The organism is Hymenobacter rubripertinctus (genome assembly GCF_003583925.1).
Lineage (GTDB): Bacteria > Bacteroidota > Bacteroidia > Cytophagales > Hymenobacteraceae > Hymenobacter > Hymenobacter rubripertinctus.
The window spans coordinates 16,303-40,772 of the sequence record NZ_QYCN01000035.1 but is presented as its reverse complement, the minus strand read 5'-3'; the positions used below and the strand labels follow the sequence as shown (position 1 = coordinate 40,772).

The 24,470-nt window shown below is 53.9% G+C and carries 21 protein-coding genes; 7 read left to right on the top strand and 14 right to left on the bottom strand.

The genetic code is table 11. The annotated features are described in order from the left end of the window. The coding region (locus tag D0T11_RS17960; RefSeq protein WP_317127277.1) for a DUF6603 domain-containing protein at positions 1 to 1,364 on the bottom strand (1,364 nt) is incomplete at its 3' end. A gap of 1,410 nt (positions 1,365 to 2,774) precedes the next feature. Between D0T11_RS17960 and D0T11_RS17955 the strand changes: the two genes are divergently transcribed. Next, a complete protein-coding gene (locus D0T11_RS17955; protein ID WP_119657188.1) occupies positions 2,775 to 3,422 on the top strand; it encodes a hypothetical protein in 648 nt (215 codons plus the stop codon). Between the two features lie 10 nt (positions 3,423 to 3,432). Here the strand turns inward: D0T11_RS17955 and D0T11_RS17950 are convergent, their stop codons facing one another. The 5 genes from D0T11_RS17950 to D0T11_RS17930 all read right to left on the bottom strand — a co-directional run bounded on the left by D0T11_RS17950 (position 3,433) and on the right by D0T11_RS17930 (position 9,145). Continuing rightward, complete coding sequence (locus D0T11_RS17950) at positions 3,433 to 4,911, bottom strand: hypothetical protein (RefSeq protein WP_147374714.1); 1,479 nt, start codon at positions 4,909 to 4,911, stop codon at positions 3,433 to 3,435. Positions 4,912 to 5,355: 444 nt separating this feature from the next. Next, entirely contained in the window at positions 5,356 to 6,348 is a 993-nt protein-coding gene (locus D0T11_RS17945) for a hypothetical protein (RefSeq protein WP_119657186.1), read from the bottom strand. A gap of 24 nt (positions 6,349 to 6,372) precedes the next feature. After that, positions 6,373 to 6,858 (bottom strand): Mov34/MPN/PAD-1 family protein, encoded by a 486-nt coding sequence (locus tag D0T11_RS17940; protein WP_119657185.1) that lies wholly within the window; start codon positions 6,856 to 6,858, stop codon positions 6,373 to 6,375. Further along, positions 6,855 to 8,657 (bottom strand): ThiF family adenylyltransferase, encoded by a 1,803-nt coding sequence (locus D0T11_RS17935; RefSeq protein WP_119657184.1) that lies wholly within the window; start codon positions 8,655 to 8,657, stop codon positions 6,855 to 6,857. The genes D0T11_RS17940 and D0T11_RS17935 overlap by 4 nt, the downstream gene beginning before the upstream one ends. Positions 8,658 to 8,677: 20 nt before the next feature. Next, positions 8,678 to 9,145, bottom strand: coding sequence for a YegP family protein (locus D0T11_RS17930; protein WP_119657183.1), 468 nt, complete (start codon positions 9,143 to 9,145; stop codon positions 8,678 to 8,680). Positions 9,146 to 9,406: 261 nt separating this feature from the next. Here D0T11_RS17930 and D0T11_RS17925 point away from each other — a divergent pair, with 261 nt between their 5' ends. The 3 genes from D0T11_RS17925 (at position 9,407) to D0T11_RS17915 (ending at position 11,626) form a co-directional block, all read left to right on the top strand. Continuing rightward, on the top strand, positions 9,407 to 9,814 hold the full coding sequence (locus tag D0T11_RS17925) for a helix-turn-helix domain-containing protein (protein ID WP_119657182.1): 408 nt from the start codon (positions 9,407 to 9,409) through the stop codon (positions 9,812 to 9,814). After that, the gene (locus D0T11_RS17920) at positions 9,780 to 10,385 is read left to right on the top strand and encodes an ImmA/IrrE family metallo-endopeptidase (protein WP_119657181.1); all 606 of its coding nucleotides are present in this window, start codon (positions 9,780 to 9,782) and stop codon (positions 10,383 to 10,385) included. The genes D0T11_RS17925 and D0T11_RS17920 overlap by 35 nt, the downstream gene beginning before the upstream one ends. A gap of 392 nt (positions 10,386 to 10,777) precedes the next feature. Further along, complete coding sequence (locus D0T11_RS17915) at positions 10,778 to 11,626, top strand: hypothetical protein (protein WP_119657180.1); 849 nt, start codon at positions 10,778 to 10,780, stop codon at positions 11,624 to 11,626. A 96-nt stretch (positions 11,627 to 11,722) separates the two neighbouring features. Here the strand turns inward: D0T11_RS17915 and D0T11_RS17910 are convergent, their stop codons facing one another. From D0T11_RS17910 to D0T11_RS17875, 8 genes are all read right to left on the bottom strand, one after another. After that, the gene (locus D0T11_RS17910; RefSeq protein WP_119657179.1) at positions 11,723 to 11,992 is read right to left on the bottom strand and encodes a hypothetical protein; all 270 of its coding nucleotides are present in this window, start codon (positions 11,990 to 11,992) and stop codon (positions 11,723 to 11,725) included. Continuing rightward, a complete protein-coding gene (locus D0T11_RS17905) occupies positions 11,989 to 12,780 on the bottom strand; it encodes a ParA family protein (RefSeq protein WP_119657178.1) in 792 nt (263 codons plus the stop codon). Before D0T11_RS17905 ends, D0T11_RS17910 begins: the two co-directional genes overlap by 4 nt. A 377-nt stretch (positions 12,781 to 13,157) precedes the next feature. Then, the gene (locus D0T11_RS17900; RefSeq protein WP_119657177.1) at positions 13,158 to 14,486 is read right to left on the bottom strand and encodes an ATP-binding protein; all 1,329 of its coding nucleotides are present in this window, start codon (positions 14,484 to 14,486) and stop codon (positions 13,158 to 13,160) included. Between the two features lie 111 nt (positions 14,487 to 14,597). Continuing rightward, positions 14,598 to 15,290, bottom strand: a complete 693-nt coding sequence (locus D0T11_RS17895) for a recombinase family protein (protein ID WP_092743128.1) — start codon at positions 15,288 to 15,290, stop codon at positions 14,598 to 14,600. Positions 15,291 to 16,201: 911 nt separating this feature from the next. Continuing rightward, positions 16,202 to 17,242, bottom strand: coding sequence for a replication initiation protein (locus D0T11_RS17890; protein ID WP_119657176.1), 1,041 nt, complete (start codon positions 17,240 to 17,242; stop codon positions 16,202 to 16,204). 824 nt (positions 17,243 to 18,066) lie between these two features. Further along, entirely contained in the window at positions 18,067 to 19,017 is a 951-nt protein-coding gene (locus tag D0T11_RS17885; protein ID WP_119657175.1) for an IS481 family transposase, read from the bottom strand. Between the two features lie 189 nt (positions 19,018 to 19,206). Then, positions 19,207 to 20,013 carry an IS5 family transposase gene (locus D0T11_RS17880; RefSeq protein WP_119657174.1) on the bottom strand — a complete coding sequence of 269 codons (807 nt, stop codon included), beginning with the start codon at positions 20,011 to 20,013 and terminating at the stop codon, positions 19,207 to 19,209. Between the two features lie 62 nt (positions 20,014 to 20,075). Beyond that, entirely contained in the window at positions 20,076 to 20,309 is a 234-nt protein-coding gene (locus D0T11_RS17875; RefSeq protein WP_245990994.1) for an XRE family transcriptional regulator, read from the bottom strand. A 237-nt stretch (positions 20,310 to 20,546) separates the two neighbouring features. On the opposite strand from D0T11_RS17875, the gene D0T11_RS17870 reads away from it, so the two are divergent. The 3 genes from D0T11_RS17870 to D0T11_RS17855 all read left to right on the top strand — a co-directional run bounded on the left by D0T11_RS17870 (position 20,547) and on the right by D0T11_RS17855 (position 23,213). Then, positions 20,547 to 21,557 carry a helix-turn-helix domain-containing protein gene (locus D0T11_RS17870; protein ID WP_119657173.1) on the top strand — a complete coding sequence of 337 codons (1,011 nt, stop codon included), beginning with the start codon at positions 20,547 to 20,549 and terminating at the stop codon, positions 21,555 to 21,557. A 92-nt stretch (positions 21,558 to 21,649) separates the two neighbouring features. Continuing rightward, positions 21,650 to 22,237, top strand: coding sequence for a hypothetical protein (locus D0T11_RS17865; RefSeq protein ID WP_119657172.1), 588 nt, complete (start codon positions 21,650 to 21,652; stop codon positions 22,235 to 22,237). A gap of 736 nt (positions 22,238 to 22,973) precedes the next feature. Further along, positions 22,974 to 23,213 (top strand): hypothetical protein, encoded by a 240-nt coding sequence (locus D0T11_RS17855; RefSeq protein WP_147374713.1) that lies wholly within the window; start codon positions 22,974 to 22,976, stop codon positions 23,211 to 23,213. The last annotated feature ends 1,257 nt before the right edge of the window (positions 23,214 to 24,470 follow it).

Sequence of the window (24,470 nt, the reverse complement as noted above, 5' to 3'; positions counted from 1 at the left end):
TGCAGGTAGAGCTGCAGGGTGAGCTTGTTCTGGCCGTTGCGCTTGATGGCCACGCCGGCCCCGATCTGCACGTCGAGGCGGAAGGGGTTGAACTGGAAGAGCGTGTCGAAGAACAGGTGGCCCTCCAGCGAGAAGCCCAGCGGCAGGTCCACGAACAGGTCGAGGCGGGCGCCGACCTGCACCGTGTTGGAGGTGATGGCCAGGTAGGTTTGCAGCACCAGCCGGAAGTCGCGGCTGTCGGCCAGGGCCAGGCGCAGGCGCTGCAGTTGGGGTAGGTTGGCGTTGGCCGGGGGCTGGAAGGCGGGGTGGAAGCCGCCGGCAGTGAGCAGGAACACGGGATTCTGGCCCTGGTAGAGGCGGAAGGCCCCGTCGCCGCTGAGCGGGAAGCGGTCGAGGATACTCGAATCGCGCAGCGTGGCGTCGAACTCGACGCTGCCGGCCCCGAAATCGACGCTGCCCACAAAGTCGGCCCGCAGGCGCAGGATGGGCTTGTCGAAGCTCGGCAGCGTGGCTTGCAGCACGCCCAGCAGCACCAGGCGCACGGGGGCGGGCAGCTCGATGATCAGGCCCACATCGAGCGTGAGCAGCGTTTTGGGTGCCCCCCAGCCGATTTTGGCCAGCAGGCCGAACACGTAGCGGCCCTCGGTGGCCGGGAAGCTGGCGTCGGTCACGGCCAGGGCGGCGGCCGGGTTATCGAGCACGTTGGCCGGGAACAGCAGCTGGTCCAGCTGCCCGCCGGAGAGCAGCCCGCGCAGGTAGTCGGTGTTGGCGGCGCGGTTGACGCCGACCAGGCCGCCGATGCCGTTGAGCGTGAAGCCCAGCCCGAGTTGGAGGGGCTTGAAGCCGGTGGCCGTGATGAGCAGCAGCAGCGAGTAGCCGTCGCGGCCCTCGGGCAGCTCGGTTTGCAGCAACCCCAGGGCGTTGAGGTTGATTTTCTTGTGGAGCGTGAGGTTCGCCACGCCCGCGTATTGCTTAGCAGCCGCATCGAAATACAAATAACCCCCGCCTGATACGGCATCAGACTCAATGTTGATATCGATACCTTGAGGAAATTTGAATCCGAAAGCTAACTCCTTCGGATTTGACAAATCAGCAATTGAAAAAAACGCGCCCGTATTGCCGACTGTGACAGTTACCGGGCCCAACCCGGCAATTATATCGACACCCGCATTGATAATCAGATCATATCGGGAAGTTGATGCAATACCGATCGTTAACCGCTCAAACTGAATAGAGCCTATTTTAACATTTTTTGGAATTTTTATAAGAAAGGAGTTATTGCCATTAACTCTCAGCCCTTCTTTAGATGAAAGAGAAATACTCAGCGGTACTAAGATGTTGCTCTTAGGTAGTATACGACCCATAAATGAGTCGCCTTCGCTCCCATCAATTATCAATTGGCTGTTAACCAGTTCTAGCTCCAGCTTTGCTCCACGGTCCACACTTAATGCCAGTGCTAGCTGCACGCTATCGGCTTGCAAACGTGTCCGGCCTTTCTCCCCGACAAAAAGCAGGGGTTCTGTTGGTGTGTATGCCAGCACTACAGCTGGGTCGAGACTCAGGCTGACAATTGGATTGCTGGCTCCATCCGCAAAGCTGATCCCATCTGTCCCCAGTCGGAGAGTAAGCGCATTACTCAAGTCCGCAAACATTAGGGTCAGATGGTCGCTCAGGCTGATGGGCTGCGGTGGTTTGGAACCTGATATAAAGTTGAGAAGTAACTCGTCGTAGGGGGGGGCGTAGGACGAGAAGTAAATAGCTTCTGAGTCTGGGTCATCCTGAGTCATAGTGCTATCATCCGTCAGCTCTTCCGGATAATCTTCTTCCGGCACGGAGTTAGCCGTTAACTGAGGCACTAGCGACACGGAAAATAGCCGGCTTAATTTATTTCCCACCGTCTTAGTAAAGGGCAAGTACAGCACCCCGCGGCCCGCAGGGTCACTAGTTCCTTCATATACGACCGGTGAGGTCAAATCCGTCGTCAGCAACACGGGCTGCCCACCAAGGGCCTCTACAAACCGAAGAATATCGTTTTGTAAGTCACTGTCTAGTGAGAAACCCGCTCCCCAACTCAGGTATTTGCTCAAGTACTGAGCCGGTTGGTTGAGTAAGGCCTTAAAGTTGGCTAGGTTAAAACTTTTACGATGGTATACCTCTGTACCTATAGTGGGGAAATCGTCCGTGGCTGTAACAATTCCAATAGCCGAAAACAAGTAGTAAGCTGCTGGGAAGTTGCGCCTGATCCCTGCCTCTACCAGTAGCCCTATGAACTGCTCCTTGAATGCAGTCAGAAAATTTGGGTCGGTGACATTACCTGGCACATCGTTGATGGCTTCCAGGTCGTCGATAAAGTTTACGAGCTTTTCGACTAGTTCCCTCAGGTCGGCATAGCTGGGGTCGTCGGCCAGTACTAAAGTAGCATCGCGCAATAGTAAGGCCTTTTGAACTAAGTTCTGATAGCTGGCTGGCAACACTGCTTCGGGCCAACCCAAATAGGCGACTAGGCTTTGGAAGCTGTTGGCATCCCCAAAAAAATCGGCTACATCGCCGAATGCCTGGCCCAGTGCTGTCACCAGCCGCGTAGATAGTCCCTGCTGCATGTGGCTACTTGTTAGAGCGTACGAAATAAAGGACAAGCGACATATTTGAGTACAGCAGTTGCCAGAAAAAGCGATGAGTAGCGCATGGTTCTGGCCACCATCACCGCTCTGTTCATACCGTCGCATTGAGTTGCCAGATGGCAGCCCTTGGGTAAATATGCTAAATTTGGAAGTATGAAAAAGTTCATCTGGTTACTATTGCTGCTATTGCCACTGAGCACTATGGCGAGCCTTCCGCCTGACTCAATTGAGGCCCGCACACTCCGCCAAGGAGTGGCATGTCGGCAACCGGCCGAAACGGTCGAGGCGTTTGTACGGCGGGTGCTACCGGTCTCGTGCCCGGCAGATGATCCATCCGGTATCGTTCAATACGCTTGGCGTCCCAGTACCTTTGGCAAGCAGTTGTTTTTGTCTGCATACGATCCGCAGGAAGCCTATCGGCTGTACGTGTATATACTTGATCCCTACCAGCCAAATACTTATGCTGTCAAGCGGTGGGAAGTACAGTTACCCATCAGTGACCAGCCAAGCCTTCAGGCTATTTTCTTTGCCGACGCCGACCAGGACGGCCGCAAAGAACTGTTGGTGCTGGTTAACTCTAGTTCCCGGGAGCCAGTTACGGAAGACGATATCTCCCGGTATGGGCACTTTTCGCATTACCATACGCGCCTGTATGGCTACCTGCCGGTGGTTGACGGCCAGCGTCCACGCTACCGAGAATTCCCTAACCGCCCATACCTTGACGACTTGGAAACTGCCGCTGAAGTACGCGAGGTGCTGGATAAGCGTCGGCCGTCAGTCCGACGGCGACGCGCCCGTTAGACTAACCGGTTCAGAGCAATCCGCGGGCCCTAAATGCAGCCAGAATAGCTGTGTAACGACTACCTCCCTTAGAATACATAGGTGGCCAAATCCCTTGTCTAGTATCGCGTAGTGGACCATATATCTCAATTAATCGGGGCTCATATCTCAGTCGGTCTGCGGCCGTCCACTGGCGCGGGTCTTGCTTAGCTAGCGGCAGAGATAACTCGTTGAACAATTGCCGTAGTGCCACACCTATGTGTGGGCCTACGCAATTTGGGCGGTTGACAGAATGGTCAAGCACTATCGTTTGACCCAAGCTGGATTGAAAGCAGTCAGCCGCTGTAAAGGAATATGTAGGCGCGTTAAGCTTGGAAGTGTTAAGTGCTGGGCGAACGGCCAGCGCTTGATGTAGCCGGGCAATAAAGTCCTGAACCTGCTTGTCCTGGAATATCTCGTTTTGTCCAAGTAATACGAAAGGGGCTAGCAGCGTACTACGCTTTTTAGTTTTGTGCTTGATGTTCTCGTCTGTAATACCTTCTCGGACCTTCTCAAACAATTCTTCTTCCGTGTATATGATATTGGTACCGGGTTCAGTATAGACAGCCCGTCGTGTCGTTACGTCCCATCCGTACTGGCCCAAGAAGCGGTCAAACAAGGCACGGTGGTCACGTTTGAACTCGGTAATCTGTTGTATCAATTCTCCACCTCCGCCTATTATACCAGTAGGGTTGCGACGAAATGTTTTCTGCATTATCCCAATAGAGAGAATTTGGTCGTCCCATGCGTTAATGGAATCGAAAGCTCCTTCGTTATCCGCCATGATGGATGCAACAACCCGCTCAGCTGCTGTTGCAACACCATTAACGATTAGGTCGTCCCAGCGGGGGTATGCATTGAGTTTGAGGCTCCTGCCAGCTTTTTTTTGGCCAGCAGCACGACGACCCATGTGGCCTTCATATAGAAAACCTGGCTCGTTTCCCTCAAGTAGTGGCTGACCGTTCGGCTTAAACCGAAGCTGACCCTTCTTGCTGCTGCTCTTCGGATAGACCATCTGCTTACGATTAATAGCAAGCTTTCCCTGTGTAATAAATATTGCGCCGACATCTGCCACAGTACGTGGAAAATCGGTTGGTAATGGTGGAGTAGCAAAATCAAACTCCAACGAGACCGTCAAGTGGATACCACTTGTCAGCAACATATAAAATTTGGGTTTGGGATTGGTTAAAACATTGGGCACTATAGTATCCGGCAGTTCTAGTATGAAATTGGCACTGTACTCCGGTAAGGTTATAGGCAGCGTTTGCACTCCAACCCCATAGGGTAATGGTTCATCTTCCGCATGCATAAGCGTGAGTGCAGCCGCCACGTCCTTGAGACCAGTGGCTGTAACAGTACATTTTATCTCATATATATTGTTAGCAAGCGTCACAGATACGTCTCCTACAGCAATGCCAACCGGTCTGGAAACGATAGGAAGCTGCGTAGATATGTCAAGAGAGGTAGACATTGGATATATTCAGTTAAGTAGTTGCTTTTTAATAATACACATCTTGAGAAAGCCTACATATTCAAGTTGCTTAAGTGTTAGTATGCGGTAAGAATCTGTGCCCCAGGTAATCTAAAATAGAGATTATTCTTCCCGTTTAATTCTGACTCTGAAAGAAGGCCATCACATTTGTGTTTAGGAAAGCGTTTTATTTTCCTGATAGCTGAGTGAGGTGTGTTGCCACATTCTTGTTGAATATTTTGAAAACGATGAAGTTATACCAAATTTTCAATCTTAAATATTTAAAAACACAGATTTATAGCGGTTTCGTGAATGATGCGTCCACCCGGGTAGAATGTAGAGACGCAATATCTTGCGTCTCGTCGTTGCTGAGGTTAGTCGTCTTGAAGGCACATATCCTAAGTGGACGCACCGTTCACGAAACCGCTGTAAATACTCTTTTATCTAAAACGATATCTCCAAATTTTCTAGCAGTAGTGACAAAAACCGTTTATCGAACTTGGGGGCCTTGAGCAGCTTGCGGCGAAAGGCCGGCTGCCCGAGCCAGTCGGTCATCGACGCGCGCAACGGATCGAACACGTTGACCAGCAGGCAATAGAAACCGGTGTGCAGGTCGGTGGCGTCGAAGACCAGCTCCAGGATGGGCATTTGCTGAAGCGTGGCCCGGGCCACCCAGATGTATTTGGGCAGCGAGGTAACCAGGATGCGGCGCAACGGCTCACCGCTAACCGCTCGTAAGTAACGTAATTCTTCCTTGTACTTATTGCTGTAGTCCAAATAAATATCCCACACGATGTCGGCCCGCTCCCGGATGGTGTCGGTGAAGATCTGCTCGAACAAACCCACCTGCCGGTAGACCTGCTCGTAGGTGATGCGGATGTCGGCGGCCAGGGGCACGAAGAGGCTGAAGAGCGAGGCTTCGCGGTGCTGCTGCCAGCGCCCCTCAGCCGTTTGCCAGTCGGCCTCGGCGGGCCAGGGCGTGCGCAGGCGGCCCTGCTCGGTGAAGCCGTAGCGGGCGAACGGGCCCATCTGGTCGTCGTGGGCGTAGAGGCGGTCGAGCGCGTCGGAGGCCAGCGAGATGTCAGGCGTGGGCAGGGCCGTGGCGGGGGCCAGGCGGTAGCCGGTGATAGTGACCAGGTGGCCCAGGTCGGGGTTTTCGTCGAGCAGCAGGAACAGCAGCACGGGCAGGCCCAGGCGCAGGTAGGCGTAGAGGAAGCCCTTGGCCCCGCGCAGCTGCTGCTGCATGCGGGCGGAGGCCGAGTCGCCGGGCGGCAGCAGGCCCCACTCGTGGCCCTGGCGGTAGGTGCGCAGCTCGGCCACCAGGCCCACGGCCTCGATGGCCTCGCCGATCTGGGTCTGGTCGAGGCCGGCGCTGGGGAAGGTGCGGCCGTGGCGGTAGAACAGGTTGCGGCTGGTGGCCGTGATGTGGTAGGGCAAACGGCTAAATAGCAAGGCTGCCACTCACAGCAATTCTAAATACATAGGCTTGTGCCATGCCCGGTGCACAGAAGCTCTCGCTTCCAGCTTATCCGGGGGCACCCCTCCAATAATTAGTAACAGGGGATTCTTCACCCCATACTGCCGCCAAAGGGCAAAGCGATTCATCTGCCGAATATCCGGGCCACTGGCCCGGGCCTCGTGGGCGGGGTGCGTGTGCCATTCGCCCAAGTAGTGCAATGAGGGCGTTTGTCTCTTTACTTCCACCAGCAGCTGCTTGAGGCCATGCACGCCCCGCTCGAAATGGGTTGGCCCGTGCTTGGAATCGGGTGGCGGCGGGGTCACCAGCACGACGGTAGCGAGTCGAGGATTGGCGCTGTAATATCCTACCAGAATACCACCTGTTTCCAACGGATGCTTCCGCAGCGCCTGGTCCCGGATGACCATCACTGCCTCAGTGGACAGCTGCAGGCACTGGTGACCATCCGCGGAACTAAATAGCAGGCTCACAAGGCCATTGCAGCTTTGACGGTCAGTGCCAGCGTGGGCACTTGCCAGTCATAGGACACGGCAGTGGGCAAGGCGACAGATTCCTCGGATACCTGCTGTAACAAGTCGACCGCTACCCCAGCTAATCCCGCAATCCTATTGAGTGGGGCCGGCGTCAGCGGGTGCCAGCAGCCGGCGCCACGCGGCAGTTCTATTTGCTGGGCCAGTTCATGCTGCTCGATTCGGTAAGGCTCAAACCAGCGGTCGAACTGCACTTTTTCGAATGCCCCTACCCGCTCGGCGTAAAAGAACAGCTGTTGCGCGTACAGACTCAATGAGCAACTGACAAATAACGCGTGGGCCTGCATGCTGGGCATGGGCACCATGCGAAGCACGTTGTCTTCTCCCGTAGCGTCAATGATGAGCGTCGCCTTGGCCGCCGCTTTTTCGAATTCAGCATTAGTGGTTGGCAGCCCGAGTGGTAGGCCTACGATCTGGGCCAGCGGGTTCACCAAGTTCAGGTGATCTGCCAATCGAAGCGCCTTGCTGTCGAACAGGTGATTCAGCCCCAGCACGTGCCGCACCAGGTTACCTCCTTCCAGCACCTGGCCATCAACCACCGTCATGTGCCGGACTCCCATACGGACTAACTGTTCGGCCAGCACACTACCCAATGCACCGGCACCCAGCAGCAGGATGCGGGCGTCACACAAGCGCTGCGGGAGGCGTCCCCGGCTCTGGAGCTCTTCGGCATGCCAGTTTTCCGCCTGCTTTACCCAGCGCAGGTTATGGGGGGCCAACAGGTGCTGGCGCAGCAACGCAATCCGGCTCTTGTCCGAACCCTTTGCCACCGGAGGCGCAAGCTGCAGGGCCTGCCAATGGTAGCGGTAAGGCGCTTCGCCCACTTTCTTAGGCATAGGAGCGCCCAGTAGCAACAGCACTTCGGGCGAAAGCTGCAGGCGCTTCCACAAGGGGGCTAACAGCTCCTGCAAATCAAGCCCCTGGGCGGCCAGCGCCTGGGTTAGCTCCTGCATGGTGGCCGGCGCTTGCCAGCCGTGCACGACCGGCATTTTATCCAGCCGGACCCATAAAGCTTGTTGCGGTGGGTTGAGGCCGGATAATACCTTGCCCCATTTTGGCGCGTGCACGAGCTGTGTGCCTTTCGCGTCCAGGAATTTTGTTACCACATAACCCCGGCGCGCCTGGATGGGCACAACCCAGGCCAGGCCGCTACGGCTTGACTCCTGTTGCCAGTGGGCAAACGAGTCCTCGTCTTCCTGGTAGATGAGCGTTGCGCTCACCTGCTGCTGCTCGATCCCAAAGTCGGGTAGCTCAAAGGCATCTCCATCCTGAATCAATTCGCCTCTGGCGGCCGCAGTCAACCACTGCAGTGCTCTAGCAACGTGCCAGCACAGCCGCTCGATGGTAGTGGGCGGTTCCAGCTGCACGGCATTGCGACTTTTAGCCAGGTTGCCCAGCCAGGAGCTCGTGCAGATGTGGCCGTTGCGGCAAGGCAACTGCGCATGTTGGCTTCCATTGAACATCTGGTGGTGAAAGGTAGCGGCCAGCCCCTGCTCTCCTAGCGCCGGATGGACAGTTATCTTCCCCCATAGGTCTTGCGCGAAATCCGCCACGAGCTCCCACTCAGTGGTTGGCGGCACTGCGGCAGTGGGCTCCGCCCCGAGCAATTCAAGGCGAAGCCGCAGCATCCACGTGGCCGAGTTCGATACGCGCTGCCACTCCTCAAGGACCGTTACGCCGGCTAAGCTGGTCAGCTTAACCCGGGCCTGGGCGAGGGCAATTTCATCATAGTCACTCATCGCCGAGCAGTGAACAGCTGTTAAGCGAAGCGACCAGGACCGGACGAGCCGCCTGCTGTAGCAGGGGCATAGCCACCTCCATTACCGCCGTTACTTCCCCCGTTGTTTCCTCCCTTATTGCTGCCAACTTCTTTTAGCAATGAGCGAACATTGGTGATGGCCCGTTTCACATTCTGCTCGCTGACATAGCCTTCCGCACTGTCGGCGATGATTTTGTTGTTCTGGGCCTGGAAATGCCACCGCCACTCCCCTGCTTTGTCGAGGAAATATTCGTACTCGGCCCCTTGCCCGCTGTCGGTACCCGATGGGTTGGTTACCTTGCGTTCGGGGGCATCCACGCCGAGCGTAGTGAAAAGCGCCGCGCCTTTCTCGCAGTCGGCCTTGTGGTTGTAGCCTTCAGCGGAGTCTGCGACAATCTGGTGATTGCCGTCTTTTAGGTTCCAGCGCCACTCCTTGGCACTATCCTGAAAAAAGTTAAATCCCTTCATGAGTGAAATTTTTGGGTTTGTAAGTGTGAAAGAAGCTCTCACTGTTCTCTACCGGCCGGTACTCTACAGCTTGAGCTCCTTCAGCAACCGGCGTGCCAACATTGCTTTACTGACACAATTGCAGCAGTGGCACACTCTGAGATTTTAAACAAGCCATGCGACTGATGCATTAATGAGACAGACTTGCTTACATTTGTCGGCGCAGGCACGCGCCTGCCACAATGACAATGCCCCGCATATGTCCTTAATTAATATACAGTTATGTCGCAGGAAATCAATGCTGATGCTTTGGCAGAAGCCATTGTAAGACATCGCGAAGCCAAAAAGCTGACAGGCCGCGCCGCCGCGGCCGAGATGGACAATGTCAGTCCCTCTACCTTATCCCGGATTGAACGGGGAAGTCTGCCCGACTTGGATACCTACATGAGAATTTGCCGCTGGCTGGAAGTGGACCCCGCTTACTTTGCCAGCACCCCCCCTGGGAAAAAAAGTCCGAGCGCGGAATCACCACTAAAAAAAGAGGATATAATTACGCATCTTCGGGCCGATAAGCTGCTCACTCAGCAGACCCGGGAGGCTTTGATCACCATGATTGAAGTAGCGTACGCGGCCGCCCGGCGCAACATCTTTCCCGATGAGTCCCAAGTTCCCCCCCCGCTTCAAGGCTAAGGCAGAGATCACCTCCCTTGGTTTGCGTCGGCAATTGGGCCTAACGGCCGCCAGAGCGTGCCCCGCTAAACAGGCAACCGGCTTTCATGGGGTCCTGGTAGCGGCGGCTAGTGCTCTTAACGACTCGATAGTGGATGCGCTCGCGGATGAATTCCCTGATCACTTACGGGTGCGTCAGCAATTGGCATGGATTGCCGGCAACATGACCGAGTTCTCGGCCATCGTGGCCATCGTCCGGGGATGTAAGATGATTCTCTACAACGGCAACAACTCCCCTGCGCGGCAGGAAAGCGATATTATGCACGAGCTCGCGCATATTCTCTGCGAGCACAAGGGAGACTGCCTGCAACTCAATTCCGACATCTCATTGCGGGTGCATAATGCCGACCACGAGCAGGAAGCGAAATGGCTGGGGGCCGCGCTGCAAATTCCGGAGCAAGGCATCTTCGAGCACGTTCGGGCCGGCCGGTCCTCGGAAGAAATAGCGCAAATATATGGTGCCAGCCTGCCGATGGTCATCTACCGCCGCCGCATTTTGGCGATTGACCGACGCGTTTCTTATTTGAAATAGGTAAGCCAAACCAGTTCAACTCCCGCGAAAAGGTGCTACTCCCGTGACGACGGGTCAATTTCTCCAGAGGCGTACGACAAGTCGTTTGTTCATAAATACGGTCCTTTTTCTGAACAATTCTGCTTCGTAAATAAATGCTTTAAATTATATCTTGCTACCTGAAAGATACCCGTCATCAGCTCCTGCTCTGGGCTTGGGCTCTGGCAATGGCTGGTTATCTATGGCCAGCCATTGTTGCACAACCGTTGCAATCGGTATGAGCACGGCTTCTACTTAGTCGCTGAATAGTTGGAAGTGAGGTACTACCTGTGTGTCAGGAGCTGTTGGTTGCCAGATGAACGAGAGGCTCACACTTGTAAGAGTAAAGTAGCGTGCCTATCCCTGCTAAGCCTATGCTAACCACTGCGCTGCATCACTATAACGACACGCCGCAGCCGGACTTCTGCGGCCTGAGTCCGGCGCAGATGCACCAACTGCTCTACCAGCCGCTGGAACCGTCATGTGTAGTACGGCTGCGCACCAACGTGCCGAACGACGTGCTGGATCAGGTGCCATTTTTGCGGCTAACGGAAGCATTCTTGCGCCTGCTACAGCGCGAAACGCCCCTTCGTCTGACACCCTTGGGGGCCTTGCCGCGCAAGTACCTGCGTGAGCTCTATGCCCACGGATTCATCCTCGAAGAAGGGCTGGAAACGGGCCTGTTCACCCTGAGCCGGGAAATCGATTCGCTGGCCATCACCACCTTGCACCAAACTACTCGGCTGGCGGGCCTTGCCCGCTTGGTGCGGGGGCAATTGCTACTGACCAAAAAAGGTGGGCAACTGCTCGACCCGGCCCAACGCCCGGCCCTTTGGGCGCTCGTGTTGGATACCTTTACCAACCGCTTCCTGTGGGCCTCGAACGACGGCTACCTATCAAGCATGGTGGGACAAACAGGCTGGGCCTATTCCGTGTATTTGCTCGCCCGCTTCGGCCAGCAAATACATCCCGTATCCTTCTATGCGGCACACTACCAACGGGCATTTCCTTTTGTGCTGGCCGAGTTCACTGACCCAGCGTATCGGACGCCGTTGGAACAACTCAGTCATTGCTACGGCGTGCGCACATTTGAGCGGGGATTGAACTGGTTTGGCTTAGTCAGACATGAACCCCAACCGGCAGCACTTCACCAGCCTGACCAGCTAACGAGTGCTTTTACGCTGCTGCTCCAGTTGTTTGAGGTGCAGCAAATGCCTGTGTAGGGTGTGCTCGCCAAATGTGACTTTTGAACCAAAATTTCAACCAAAGCTATGATTGAGAAAGGCTGCATTCTAATTGCTCCCCTCCTCCCCCACTGCCTATTCTTTAGCGATAGGTCGTAGCAATTCGGGGTCCTGACGGGAAAAGAATTCGTTTAGCGCCTGTTCGAGCAGAAGCCGTTCGTTGCGCCGGCTCCAAAAAGCCAGCCGACTTAGCTGCTCTTTGTGGGTGACGGTAATGCGCTGGCCAAAGGCGACGAGCTTCTCCCCCGCTTCCGGCAGTGGGGAAGCAGCCGGAGCAGCAGTGAGTGGAGGAGCGGCGACCGACTGCATCAGCATATCGGCCATGCTTTGTGTAGGCTTTTTCATAGAGCTTTCAGAATGGCTTGGGTGAGTAGCTTGTAGTCCTGCGCGGCGCGGCTAGTGGGGTCGTAGGTACACACGCTTTGTTGCGTAGCCTGTGACATTGGCACGGCCATATCCTTGCGAATGTGGGGCAGCAAAGCATCATCACCATAAATACGGCGCGTGGCCTCTACCGTACCGTGGTTGAGCGCGCCGCGCTGGTTGGGATGGTAGGCAGTGAAAAAAATGCCGGCCATGGTCAGCTTTTCGTTCAGGTTGTCCCGCACAACGCCGGCGGCTCGCACCATGTCGTGTAGTCCGTCGAAGGCCAACTGCTCGGCTTGGCAGGGTATAACATACACATCAGCCGCCGTCAGGGCTAGGCTGGTCAGGTCCCCCAACGAAGGTGGACAGTCAATTACTAGGTAAGCGTAGCCGCTGAGCTGTGGCAATAGCCGGCGTAACAAACCGTGGTAGCCAGGAATTCGTTGGAGCCGCGATTCTTGGCTCAGCAGTTGGATTGAAGCAGGCAACAGGTCTAAGTTGGCTTGCTTGGTTTCGACAATGATTTCCTCCAGAGTAGCCTCCCCCAACAGCACAGAAAGCAGTGTGTGTCCCCGATAACCACGCTGATGCAGCACGGCCGTGAGGTTACCCGCCTGCGGGTCCAAATCCAATGCGAGTACAGCGTGGCCCTGGCAAGCCAGTTCACCAGCAATAGCTGCTGCAGAGGCCGTCTTTCCAACGCCTCCCTTGTTGTTAGCAACGGCAATGACCTGTGGATTTGACGTTGTTGTAGTAGAAACCGACATAACTAGCAGAGCTTACATCGCTAGCTATGCTAGCGCTTATTGTGATTATTTTGATGCAATATATACTATAAGGGCAAGAATACCTAGCGCTTATAGTAGTAATAGTTTGAATATCATCCTCGCCCCTTCTGTTCTAATTAACTAACAATCAGAAGATAATCTCGCAAACAGGTGTATGTAATAGCATTGCTAGTGCATATATAGCGACTATAACTGATAGTATTACTTGTATTGCTAGCAGTTATAGAAGGAGTTGGTGATATTGGCTCAAACAGAGTTGATTGAGCCAATAGTGAACCAATTGAAATGCCACTAAAGCAGGCTCTGCAGCGTCTATTCAACAAATTGCAGCCGTACCCTCGTTCACCGTGAACCAATTATGAACCAATTAACCGGTACTCCGTTCCAGCCCCGCGGGTCCCGATTTTCAGCAGGTACCCGCCCTTATCCAACTCGCCGAGGTAGCGAGTGGCCGTAGACTTGCTTACCCCCAATTGCTGCTGCACTAAGGCGTTTGTGATGATGCTGTGCCGTGTGGCGTACAGCAATACCGGAATCAGGTCCGCGCGTACGCCCCGCTGGTGCCAATATGTCGCCGAATATTCAGCAAATGCCACCACGAAGCCTGAGGCTTCGAAGTAGAATTGCGGTGCCGGCAAGTGGGCGGCCCGACACTCATTTAGCATTTTGATAGTGCCCCTGCCCCAGGACTCAATGTATCCAGCCCGGAATAGAGTATTGGCCACATCCGGGTTGAAGGGCTTTGATGGGTGCTTGCGCAATAGGTTTTCCACGGTCCAGCTGTCGGGCAGGTGGCCTTCATTCCAAAACTGCAACTGGTCTTCGTAAACGCTAATCTGGACGGGTGTGCCCCCGCTGTAGTCTTTGTGGGCTAAGGCGTTGAGCAACGCCTCACGCAGGGCGGCGGCAGGGAAAGGAGGTTCCTCTAAGCGACTTGCACCCTCATAGCGTACCTGGGCTTTGGTATACTTTGTCTGCAGCAGATCTAGCGTACGCTCTACCTGCACGAGCAGTGGCCCATGCACCTCGTCCTGATAACGCAAATCATCATCGGTGGCAAAGAAGCCAATCTTGACATAGGCACCCGTGATGAATTTCTCGGGCGTGGAGTGAAACAGCAGTACGGCGGCGCGCTTCAGATAATCACCGTCCACTAGATTCAGGTTGTCGAGCAGCGCTTCATTACTGTCGTCGAGAACCTGCTCATCCACGCGCCCAATTTTAGCGGCGCGCTGCCGAAATAAGGTGAAGGCCTCAGCCGATAAATCGTGCGCCTTGACGCCTGGCACCGGTACACCATCCCAGCGCTTGCCTTGTTTCTGCAACAGAAACGCACTTAGTGCCGGACCCCTAAGCTCCTGTTTGGTGCTGCCACTACGATAGTGATACTGACCGCGGTAGCTGATAGGGTAGGGGTAGGGTTCGACGACAACCTCTAGATACTCCAGTCCACCTTCTTCGTGCTGGTTGACTTCCACCAGGATGCCCATCAAATCACGCACCTGGTTGGGCAAATCTTCGAGCAGCTTGCGGATACTAGTGAGCCCAACGACTTGTCCATTGTCGTTTTTGCCGAGATAGATGCGTCCACCTTGCGCGTTAGCAAAGCCGCAAATCCACTTGAAGTACTCCTCTCGCCACGACTCCTTCCACTCGATATTCTGCTGTTCACGGGCGGTGCTCATAGAGGACGTAAATGGGGCGATGAGTGAGAAACAGGGCGCTGCCGCTAGCTGGGCAAGTTACCCAAATGCGGGTCTGCAAACACTTAAAACGTGATGACTAGTGGCAACAGCCTACGCTATGGCATCAGGCTCGGGTAGACTGGCCGAGGATAAATCTGGTTTAAGCAGACGTAACACCGTGGTTTTGTGAAAGCTTTTTCCCCGACGTGTGCAGTAGCCGTGGGCATTTAACTCGTCGGCAATAGCCAGCAACGTCAGTCCATCCCGCCGGAGCAGAGAGGCGAGGCGACGGGCCTGTTTATTGGGTATGGCTTCCTGAGCATTGCGTTGTACTGTTGCTCGGCCCAGAGCCCGGGAGTCAGCCGTGAAGTTACTCGGGTTGCCCAAGGTAAAGCCGCGGGCCTTCTTGGCCAGCAGACCCCGCTTCGTTGAATCGGAAATATCCTTGGCTCCCTTTTGCGCGACGGCCGCCAGGATGTTGATGGTAAATTCGTCAGCATTAGGAATGTCGCACGCTTTAAAGCGCACCCGCTCTTCCATCAGCTTGGAAGTGAAGTAAACGCTGCGAGCCAACCGCGACATTTCCGCCACGAGGAGCGTAGCGCCAGCTTGGCGAGTTTCGACAATGGCCTTCGCCATTTCCGGTCGGTTGTTTTTGCGCCCGCTCTCCACCTCAATGTACTCAGAGAGAATCCTGTCGCCGGGCTGTAGGAACCGATGCGCAATCAGGCGCTGACCTTCCAGGCCCAGACCGCTCTGGCCTTGTCGAAGCGTCGACGCGCGTAAGTAAAGAACGTAGTCCATCTCGAACAGTCAGAAACGATAAATGAGAGGCCGAAACTACAAAGTTACGAGTTAAGAACGACCGTTATTAGCATGTAACTTTAGTCTGAATAGAAAAATGGCGTCTGCCAAGCTGTCGGGGTCAGGGTGAGAACGGCATACCAAGTCGTCCCAGAGGCCAATACTCCCTTTAGAAAGGGCAACCCCACTACAAAGTGAGAACCGAAAAGATTAAGGCTACTAAAATGTCGGGAGGGCTACCATCAAAAAGGGGGGTTGTGCGCTAAGTAGCAATGCTCTTCAGCAAGGCAGAAACTAGGATTAGCTAAAAATTCGGCACGATACTGAAAGCTGCTGAAGAATCAGAAGGTATAACCAGTATGTTATAGTATAAAAACCGCATTTTTGAAGCGCAAACGGACTATTTTATACTATTATCCAAAAACCGGACGGTTTAAGTGGGTTCTGTTAAGAAAATAGATGCGGTATTGAAAGTAGGCGTTTGGGCGAAGACTTGGGCTGGGGTTTGGCTCTGTAGCGACTGGTGGGGGCGGTAGTGATTGTAATAGGTGAAATAGACTTGTAATTGTTAGTAGAGCTGTTGGCCATCGGTGGCGGGGCTTAGATAAACACATTCCCACTTGACCGGGCACCAGAGGCGTTCAATAAAGGCATTGTCGGTGGCCCGACCGCGACCGTCACTGCTGATCTAGCAGCCGGCGGCCAGAAGCCCCTGCTCGAAGGACTGGCTGCCCTGATCGGATTTGAACAAGACCTGAAAACCACCCTACCTTAGCTCACTGTCCATTTTTACTGAACCACCCCATATCTAGGATTAACACACTTAGTTTTGATACGCTACAAAATAGACGTTAGTACAACGAGTTGATCGGAAGAGATTACGTACGCTACTTCTTTAACAATAGCCCTGCTTATGCCTTATCGTAAGCATCACAAGCCTTTTTGACCTGAGTAAACTCTTTCTTCAATCTGGCCCAAAGGACGGCTGGTGGGTTCTCTAACTTGTCCCAATCAGCATTTACGGCAGACATTGTATCGCGAAGCTTAGTATACTTTACCTCATCAGCACCGATAGCATTCTTCACTATCGCGAGTTGCCACGAAGCAAAATCCCACTTCTTTCGCAACGAATTCAGGATTGTAGCAGCCTTATCCGTGGATGATGCATCCTTGCTGGTAGGTACTACTGTATTAGTAGGTGGTTTGATCTCCGGATTCAACCCGAGGGAGAGCTGGCGAGCAACAAGCGTATCAGCTTTAGGAATTTCGAAATGAATACTGGTAACCTTTCGGCCCGTCTTGATCGGATTCCATACTACCATGAACCCGACTTCTTTGGAAGTAAACTCCTTCATTATGGGCTCCAGAACGTAGCGCTTGAAATCGGCGAAAACCGGGTAAATGAATTCGTCATTGAAAAGGATATACTTCAACGATTCCAACGTTGGCTCATACTCATGCTTTCCATATTGGTAGCTCTTCAGTAACCAATAAAACCGCTGGGCATTCGGCGTCTTTAGAGTCAGCAGAGTTTCAATGTCGGCGCTGGTAAAATTGCCCGCCTTGGTTAACTGTAAGAGATAGGGCTTAATCAGCGGAGCAAAGTTTCCGGTGACGTATCCAGTACCAGTATCCAGAGATATGTCTGATACGATACGGGTGAGAATAAATGAGCCCTTTTTGTTACCTCCTTCAACCGGCTCTAGGTTTAGCTCCTTGTCGAACAGGTCACGACAAGCCTGCTTTAGATTAGCATACGCAGAACCACCACGCTCACCATGAAGGATAGCATCGACGTGAATTCGGATGGGTGGAAGTTCATCGTTGGATTGATGAATACATCTCAGAGCTTCGACAAAGACACGCGCTTCAGTCTGGCCCATCTTCATCTGAGTGCGGATAAGGTGGTTATGCTGAAACACAATAGTGTTCTCCGCCTTAGTCAGATTCATAAGCTAATGAGTTAGTTAAGGCCCGAAGATATGAATTATGGAATAACTTTAAATTCTTTCCATGATTGACCGGCATTCCCTTCCATACTTACCGGCATTCCCTTCCATACTTACCGGCATTCCCTTCCATAGTTAACCGGCATTCCCTTCCATACTTACCGGCATTCCCTTCCATAGTTAAACTTATAAATTATTGTTTATCAATGAGTTATGGGCTGCTAAGAATAGAAGAGTAAAGAAGAGAAAGAAGAAACCGAAGAAGGATTTCGGATTTTTAATTTATTTCTTTTTTTCAAAAGTGTCCACGGGAGGTAAATGCTTTGACATGGCTGAAAATGGTCGAAATCCTTGCTCTCCAGGACTTTCACGCCCCAACAGGTACCTACGGTCATAAAGGGTTGCAATCGTCCAGCAGGGCTGCTAAACACGAAGCCATTAAAAGTAGCCGATTCATGTACATACATATATTTCAATAGACACCACCGGCATTCTCTTCCATAGTTTGGAGTACGTAGCACCGGCATTCTCTTCCATAGTTCAGTCCGTATAGTACCGGCATTCTCTTCCATAGTTCAAAGTAAAAGACTCTACCAAAATGGGTTAACTGTACAGAGTGCAATGTCAGACAAGCCAATTTGCCGAATAGGGTCATCTAACTATGGAAGGAAATGCCGTTCGATAATTGAGAGTAATGAGGGTTCCTATCTCAAGAAGGCGGATTTACACGTCAAGACCTACATGATTCAGAACACAGCATAATCTTTTATGCTGAGCCCAACTGTTTGCATTAAGCTGCGCTACAGTGAGGCCTCGCTCCTAGAATCCTAGGTGTATAGTCCCAGTGTAAGGTGGGTCGGGTCACGGGTAAAGATAGCGGGGTTCTTTTGCCACTGGGCACACACAAACTCGTGCGGGGTGAGCCCACGTAGGGTCTTCAGACGCTTGGCGTGGTTATAAGCCAGTAAAAAGGCTTGCAGGTGCTCGTTAAGTTCGTCGGTACTCTGGTAGTGAAAGCGCTTGACCGTAGCTTCTTTAATCGTTCGGTTCATGCGCTCGACCTGTCCGTTAGTCCACGGATGCGCTGGTTTAGTGAGGCGATGCTCCACGCCGTATTGGCGGCAAACGCGGTCAAAGCTGTGTCCGCCTGGTAGGAACTGATGCGCTTGCGCCGTGAACTGCACGCCATTATCGGTCAACACCTTATGTACTTTGTACGGCAACTTATCGAGCACGCGCCGCAGAAACTCGGCCGCCACGACCCGTTTAGCGCGCGGATGCAGCTCGGCAAACGCCACTTTGCTGGTGCGGTCAATCGCCACAAACAGGTATTGCTTACCTTCCTCCGTCTGCACTTCGGCAAAATCAACGTGCAGGTAGCCGATGGGATAGTCTTTAAATTTCTTTTTTGGTAGACTCTGCCCGTCTTCGTTCAGGGGCAAGCGGCTGATGCCATGGCGCTGAAAGCAGCGATGGAGCGCGGAGCGGGACAGGTGTGGAATCGTGGCTTGCAGCGCGTAGAGGCAATCATCGAGTGCCAGCAAGGTGTGCCGTCGAAAGGCCACGACAATAGCTTCCTGCTCAGCGCTAAGCACTGTCGAAACTGGTTCAGGACCCATGCGTGCATCCCGCACGTCGGGGCGCTTACGCCACTTAGCCACCGTTTTCGGATTGATGCTATAGCGCGTGGCTAGGCTTTGTAGGCTTTCCTGGCTGTGTTGGATAGCGCGCCGTACTGCCTGAGTTGTGCGGGCGCTGCCGTGGAGTATTTGTCCCATAAGTGTGTCCGAAATTCCAGCCCGGAAAATACACCAGCACACTTTGGGACTATACACCTAATTGAAGGTAAATCCTCATTACTACAGATATCACAGTGCTACCCGATACTACGCACCAAGTTCAATTGGTAATTAGACATCTCAATTACCAACTCTCAGGGCAATCATATTTGTTGCCTCTAGAGCCTGTTATGGACTAGTAGCTCGGAAAACGCCTTTTGCCAGCAAGAGTGTCGCAAAGGCCAGGAAGTGAAATTGCTGCATGGTCAGGGCCAGGCGTTCGTAGTCGCGGGCCAGACGGCGGAAACGAGCGGCCCAGCCGAAGCTGCGCTCAACCACCCAGCGGCGGGGCAGCAGCACAAAGCCGGTCTGCCCTGCTGGCTTAGCAATTACCTGTAGGTCAATGTCATGCACGGCTGCGGCGTACGCGGCGTCTTCGCCCGTGTAGCCCTGATCGACATAGGCCACCTCTACCTTCTGGCCCGTGACCTGCTGCACCCGCTGGCAGAGCGCATCTACCTGCCCGCGGTCGGATTCGTTGGCCGGCGTGACAACGGCAGCCAGCAGGTGGCCCAGCGTGTCGACGGCCACGTGCACCTTACTGCCCTTGCGCCGCTTGGCCCCGTCGTAGCCGGCACGGGCCCCGCTTTCGGGCGTGCTCTGCACCGTGCGCGAGTCCAGAATCACGGCCGTGGGCTCGGCCTCACGGCCGGCCAGCACGCGTGCCAGTTCGCGCAAATCAGCCATCATGTGCTCAAAACACCGATTATCACGCCAGCGGGCCCACTGCTGATAGACTGCCGACCAGGGCGGCAGGTCGTGGGGCAGGTAGCGCCAGCCGCAGCCGGTCTTGACTAGGTAGCGCAGGGCGTTGAACACGTCGCGGAGCGCGTGCTCGCGTTGCGGAGCGTCTTCGCGCACCAGGGCCAAATAGGGCGCTACAAACATCCATTCGCCATCCGTTACGTCGCTGGGGTATGCTCTTTGCTGTGCCATGCCCCAAATTACGCTACCAGTGCATAACAGCCTCTAGCTGGGGTGCTTAGTGCAAGATCTACTCATATATCAGTGAAGAAATCTGCTAAAGAGGCCTGGTGTATGTCAAGCAAACGCAGCAAGCTCTTCAGCGTCAGGTTATGTCCTTGCTCGTGACGACCATAGCCTACCCGAGGCAGGTCATGGTCGAAGGCAAAGGCTTCGTAAGAAGAATAGCCTTTTTTGATGCGCAACTGCCGCAGCTTATATCCAACAAGCTTTAGGCGAGGATCTGGTAATATTTCCGCCTCCGTCATAACAGACGAAAGTGAGGGAATTATGTGGCGCTGATTACCTCTTATAATAAACACGTTATTTTAAACATATTATAGTATGTTTGAGGTATCGTTTCTTGTATTGCTACAAAGTAGCGTGTTTAGATATAGATGCAATAAAATATTCAAAACATGAGTTCGAAACCAACTTCAGACAAAGACAAACATTCAAGTGTAAGTGGCTCTCCGATGCGCCTGCCTAAGACTTCTGGCCGCACTTTGCGCCAACACATCGAGGCGTACGTGCGTCCGGACGGCAATCGAGGCTTACAGGTGCGCGAACTTGCGCGGGCAACACACGTGTCGGCCGCCACGCTCAAACTAGTGCTCGACCGGCCCGAACTATTGGCCATGAACAGCTTAGTGGGCTTGGCGCAATTACTCACCATCCCGCCCGCGCAATTACTGATCGACGTGGCCTTACAGGTAAGCCGACAGGCTGCCGCCACGCCGCACCAGATTGGCCGCAAGCCTAGCCTCCGTCAGCGGCGAACAAAACCCGCCAACGCTGCTCAACCGGCTACCGAGAGCGTAACAGCAGAAACGTTGGCCTCCGTAGCCGCCACAGGGGCCGTCGCATCGCCAAGTCATCAGGGGCCTCAGGCCTCCAAGGCCACTATCTCCCGCGTTGGGTACGCTACGTCAGGACCGAGTACAGTCGATTTCCCCGAAGACTTAGCCGTACGGGTACCCTACTGCGAGGCGACGTTCCAGCAAAAAGCGCTGGCCGTGGCCAGCCTGCAACAGGAACTGAAGGACCACTTTCCCCCCTTGCCTTTGCCGCGTTGGGCCACCGAACTCGATGCGCTACACCCCGATTTGTGGATCGAAGGCCAAGTGGTGGAGCTAGACTACGCTGATCTGACCCAACTCACCCAACGCTTGGCCATGGCTCCAGAACTCCCGATGATCGACCCACCGGTTTATAACCACCGCGCGCGCTATTTGGCCCGCCGCCAGGCCGAGTACACCCAGCAGGCCATAGCTGCCCTAGCAGAACTGGAGCAAAACCCGTCGGCGTATGGCCCGGATACCCGCGGCTTAATCCTCAAGCTGGCTATCGGCAACGGGGTCGTGACGGAGGTGCTGCAGGCCTTCGGCGAGGCAGACAATTACGCCCAGCACCCCAACCAGGTACCTGGCGGCGCGACCGTGAATGAACGCCTCTTCGCCCTGCACTGGCAGAAAATTAAGGCCAGTAGTTTCTATCCCAAAGATGCCCGCCAATAAGGCCTGTCAGCTGTCAAAGGTGCGGCTGGTAGAACCTCCTAATGGCACTTACCGCACGTTTTCCTCTCCGTTTCTGCTGCTTCCCTACCCGTATGTTCAACCCTACCACTACGCTAGTACTGCCGCTAGTAACGGCGACCACTCTGCTGCTGAGCAGCTGCTCCGATTCTAGCGCCCCAACGACTGAACGCGGCGCGGAACAAGCTGCCAAACAAGCGCAGCAGTATCCTTTCGGTGGCAAGATTGATTCGCTCAACGGCATCTCCGGCCACATGCTTGGCGACCCGCTGACTAGCTTTTCCCAGATGGAGGCGGGGCCCGCCAACCCGCAAGTGATGACGCGTTTCTACCCCGCTGTTCCGGCCCAGGAGAAGGGCTGGTTCGCTAAGCACAGTCGGGAAGTGCCGGAGCAGTACTACTATTTCCTGGACGGCAAATTCAGTAGCTTCCGGGCTCTGGGCGACGGGCCGACGCTGCGCGCTGAAGTAGACTACCTGCTGGGCCCTGGCCTAGTGGAGGGCTCGACGACGTTTTGGGAAGGCCAGCATGCGCGGGCCGTGTACTCGGAGCGCGCCGTGGCGTTCGGGCGGTTGGGGCAACTCGATATTATCAGCAAGCCGCTCGAAGCCGAGATGGCCGCCCGAGAGCAAGCCAAACTGAAAGCGGACAACGAGCAGTAACCCGCTGCTCAAATCTCAACAGAGGCGACGTATGGCGGTAGAAGGGGCCAGTACGGGATAATCCTGAGCCTTATGGATATCCCCTTGCCTGTTACGTGCAGCCACAGCAGGCAAACCTAATTTCCTGCCAGCAGATACCGAAACAGCAACTGCTGGTGGAGTAGAGCATAGTACACAGTAGTACCAATCATCTTGCTTCACTTCCCAGAAAGACTTGCGCATGTGTAAGCATCGATTACTCAACTCAGCGACATTGGCCGAATCCCTGTTTGGGGGACCACTCACGACCAATTACTTGGTCGTGGCCAGCATTATTGGATTCATGGGTGCTTACCTCACCTACTCGGCTAACCCCCTGCCGGATACTGTTCGGGCCCTCGTGATGATGGGTACGCTGCTAGGCCTAGCCCGTCTGTTTCGTTCTCGGCTGATGCGTTGGGCCTGGTTAGGGCTGATGGGATTACTTGGTATCATTCCGCTCATGGACGGGCTATTATTGCTCACCTGAGTGATGGATTCTTACTCCGCTGTTTTTAGCAGCCACAGACGCAATGCATAGAGTAGTTGGCAAAACGACTAGAGACGTTTAATCTCTCGTCGTTTCGTTTAACAAGGGAGCATGCGGAATAACGAAGCGCTAAGGCATGCTGTGCTATAGACGCGTAAGAATGAAACAAATGAAACAATGGAAATGAAGCCAATAGTAGTGTGTCAGCAGCCGATAACGCAACCCGTGATGAAGCCGGTCCGAGACGTGCAGGAAGGAAAGAGCAGGACGAAAAAATCACGGCGCACAAAAAAAAGCACAAACAAAAAGAAGCCGGTGCTTTACACGCTCGACCCAGACGTGATTCTGCTGGTCGAACGGGTGGCCTATCACGCGGGGGATGCAAAGAGTACAGTCGTAAATGAGGCGCTGCGACGAGAGTTGAGCAAACTGCACTCCGCCACCATTCCCACTGAATGGGAGAAGTAACCAGCGCAGAGACGGACTTTACTTGAATAAGCAGCAGCAGTCAGGGAGGGATTTTAGTACTTGAGAAACGCACATTGAGCAAACACCCAAGCCCGTAAAAAGCATCGGGGCAGTGCGCCAATCATTCGACCTGTCTACTGATAAGCGCAATGAACTCACGCACCATAGCAAGGCTCGGCAGCTACTAGAAGAAAGCAGATGAGCAAGGGTAATCGGGATGGGCCTTTGCTGCTCAGTTGGTCCACGTGCTATGCAAAGCGCGCGGAATAAGTCGGGTACTAGTCTGATAGAAATGAACAAGTGATGCGCCGACAATGGGAGTCGACCACGAGAGCATACGGCCTGCACTCTATCATGCCAGGTGGGAAAAATTGAGCAGCGAGTGAGGTAAAAACAAGGGAGCAGCAAAGGCTCAGAGGAAGTTCAGCCAAGTACCACCAGTCGTAACAATACGCTGATGGTATGCTGTACATTGTCGGAAGCAGCTAGCTGAAAAAGCAGTAGCCAACTTTTCTTCTAGAGAAGTCGGCTGCTACTTTAGCTGAGGGAGTAGAGGAGCCGGTGGGTATAAAAAATGGCGAGTAGTAAGTCAAATAGGGCGAGGGATAAAGTGAGTTTGCTCAGGTTCTCCAGTTGCTTTAAGTGAGCCAGCTTACCTGTCTTCTTGCAGCAAGCCGGTTGCTTATTGAGGGCTCAGCGTACGAGCGCATTGGAAGAAATTTAGTCACCTTGAGTGCCCCTGTCTACACAAGCCGGCCGAAACAAAATCTTCACGTCCTCGAACAATCAGTAGATTGGTTCGACTGATTTTCGTGACTTTCTTTTCCTTGAAATCGAGGAGGCCACGACAGAACTTTCGGCGCTGGGTTCGAAGACGGACGTGTCTGGGTACGAGAAAAAGAGGGTAGCAGAAGGATCGTTTTTACGACAGAGGTTGGGTGTACAGACCCGGTAGCATTAGTTGCGGTAGGGGGTAGCCGAGGATGGTCGATAAGCCTAAGAGAAGAGAGGAAGAGTCGGCATCTATTTCCTTACTGATCAGTAACTTTTTCTACGTCGGTAAAGGAGCAAACCCGGAAAAATAAGAGCATGATAGTCTAACCCACTCATTAAAACTAAGTAAGTAGTTGATTGGGGAAAGTAATAGAACTAAGTAAGTAGTTGATTGCATGGCTCGATAAAACTAAGTAGGTAGTTGAATAAGTGTTGGCTTAAGATTTATAGCTGGAGACGGCTGAGCACTTTTAAAGGTCACCA

Coding starts and splice junctions, on each gene's coding strand:
- D0T11_RS17955 (WP_119657188.1), top strand. CDS start 2,775: ATGAAAAAGTTCATCTGGTTACTATTGCTGCTATTGCCACTGAGCACT.
- D0T11_RS17950 (WP_147374714.1), bottom strand. CDS start 4,911: ATGTCTACCTCTCTTGACATATCTACGCAGCTTCCTATCGTTTCCAGA.
- D0T11_RS17935 (WP_119657184.1), bottom strand. CDS start 8,657: ATGAGTGACTATGATGAAATTGCCCTCGCCCAGGCCCGGGTTAAGCTG.
- D0T11_RS17930 (WP_119657183.1), bottom strand. CDS start 9,145: ATGAAGGGATTTAACTTTTTTCAGGATAGTGCCAAGGAGTGGCGCTGG.
- D0T11_RS17925 (WP_119657182.1), top strand. CDS start 9,407: ATGTCGCAGGAAATCAATGCTGATGCTTTGGCAGAAGCCATTGTAAGA.
- D0T11_RS17920 (WP_119657181.1), top strand. CDS start 9,780: ATGAGTCCCAAGTTCCCCCCCCGCTTCAAGGCTAAGGCAGAGATCACC.
- D0T11_RS17915 (WP_119657180.1), top strand. CDS start 10,778: ATGCTAACCACTGCGCTGCATCACTATAACGACACGCCGCAGCCGGAC.
- D0T11_RS17910 (WP_119657179.1), bottom strand. CDS start 11,992: ATGAAAAAGCCTACACAAAGCATGGCCGATATGCTGATGCAGTCGGTC.
- D0T11_RS17905 (WP_119657178.1), bottom strand. CDS start 12,780: ATGTCGGTTTCTACTACAACAACGTCAAATCCACAGGTCATTGCCGTT.
- D0T11_RS17900 (WP_119657177.1), bottom strand. CDS start 14,486: ATGAGCACCGCCCGTGAACAGCAGAATATCGAGTGGAAGGAGTCGTGG.
- D0T11_RS17895 (WP_092743128.1), bottom strand. CDS start 15,290: ATGGACTACGTTCTTTACTTACGCGCGTCGACGCTTCGACAAGGCCAG.
- D0T11_RS17890 (WP_119657176.1), bottom strand. CDS start 17,242: ATGAATCTGACTAAGGCGGAGAACACTATTGTGTTTCAGCATAACCAC.
- D0T11_RS17885 (WP_119657175.1), bottom strand. CDS start 19,017: ATGGGACAAATACTCCACGGCAGCGCCCGCACAACTCAGGCAGTACGG.
- D0T11_RS17880 (WP_119657174.1), bottom strand. CDS start 20,013: ATGGCACAGCAAAGAGCATACCCCAGCGACGTAACGGATGGCGAATGG.
- D0T11_RS17875 (WP_245990994.1), bottom strand. CDS start 20,309: ATGACGGAGGCGGAAATATTACCAGATCCTCGCCTAAAGCTTGTTGGA.
- D0T11_RS17865 (WP_119657172.1), top strand. CDS start 21,650: ATGTTCAACCCTACCACTACGCTAGTACTGCCGCTAGTAACGGCGACC.
- D0T11_RS17855 (WP_147374713.1), top strand. CDS start 22,974: ATGAAGCCGGTCCGAGACGTGCAGGAAGGAAAGAGCAGGACGAAAAAA.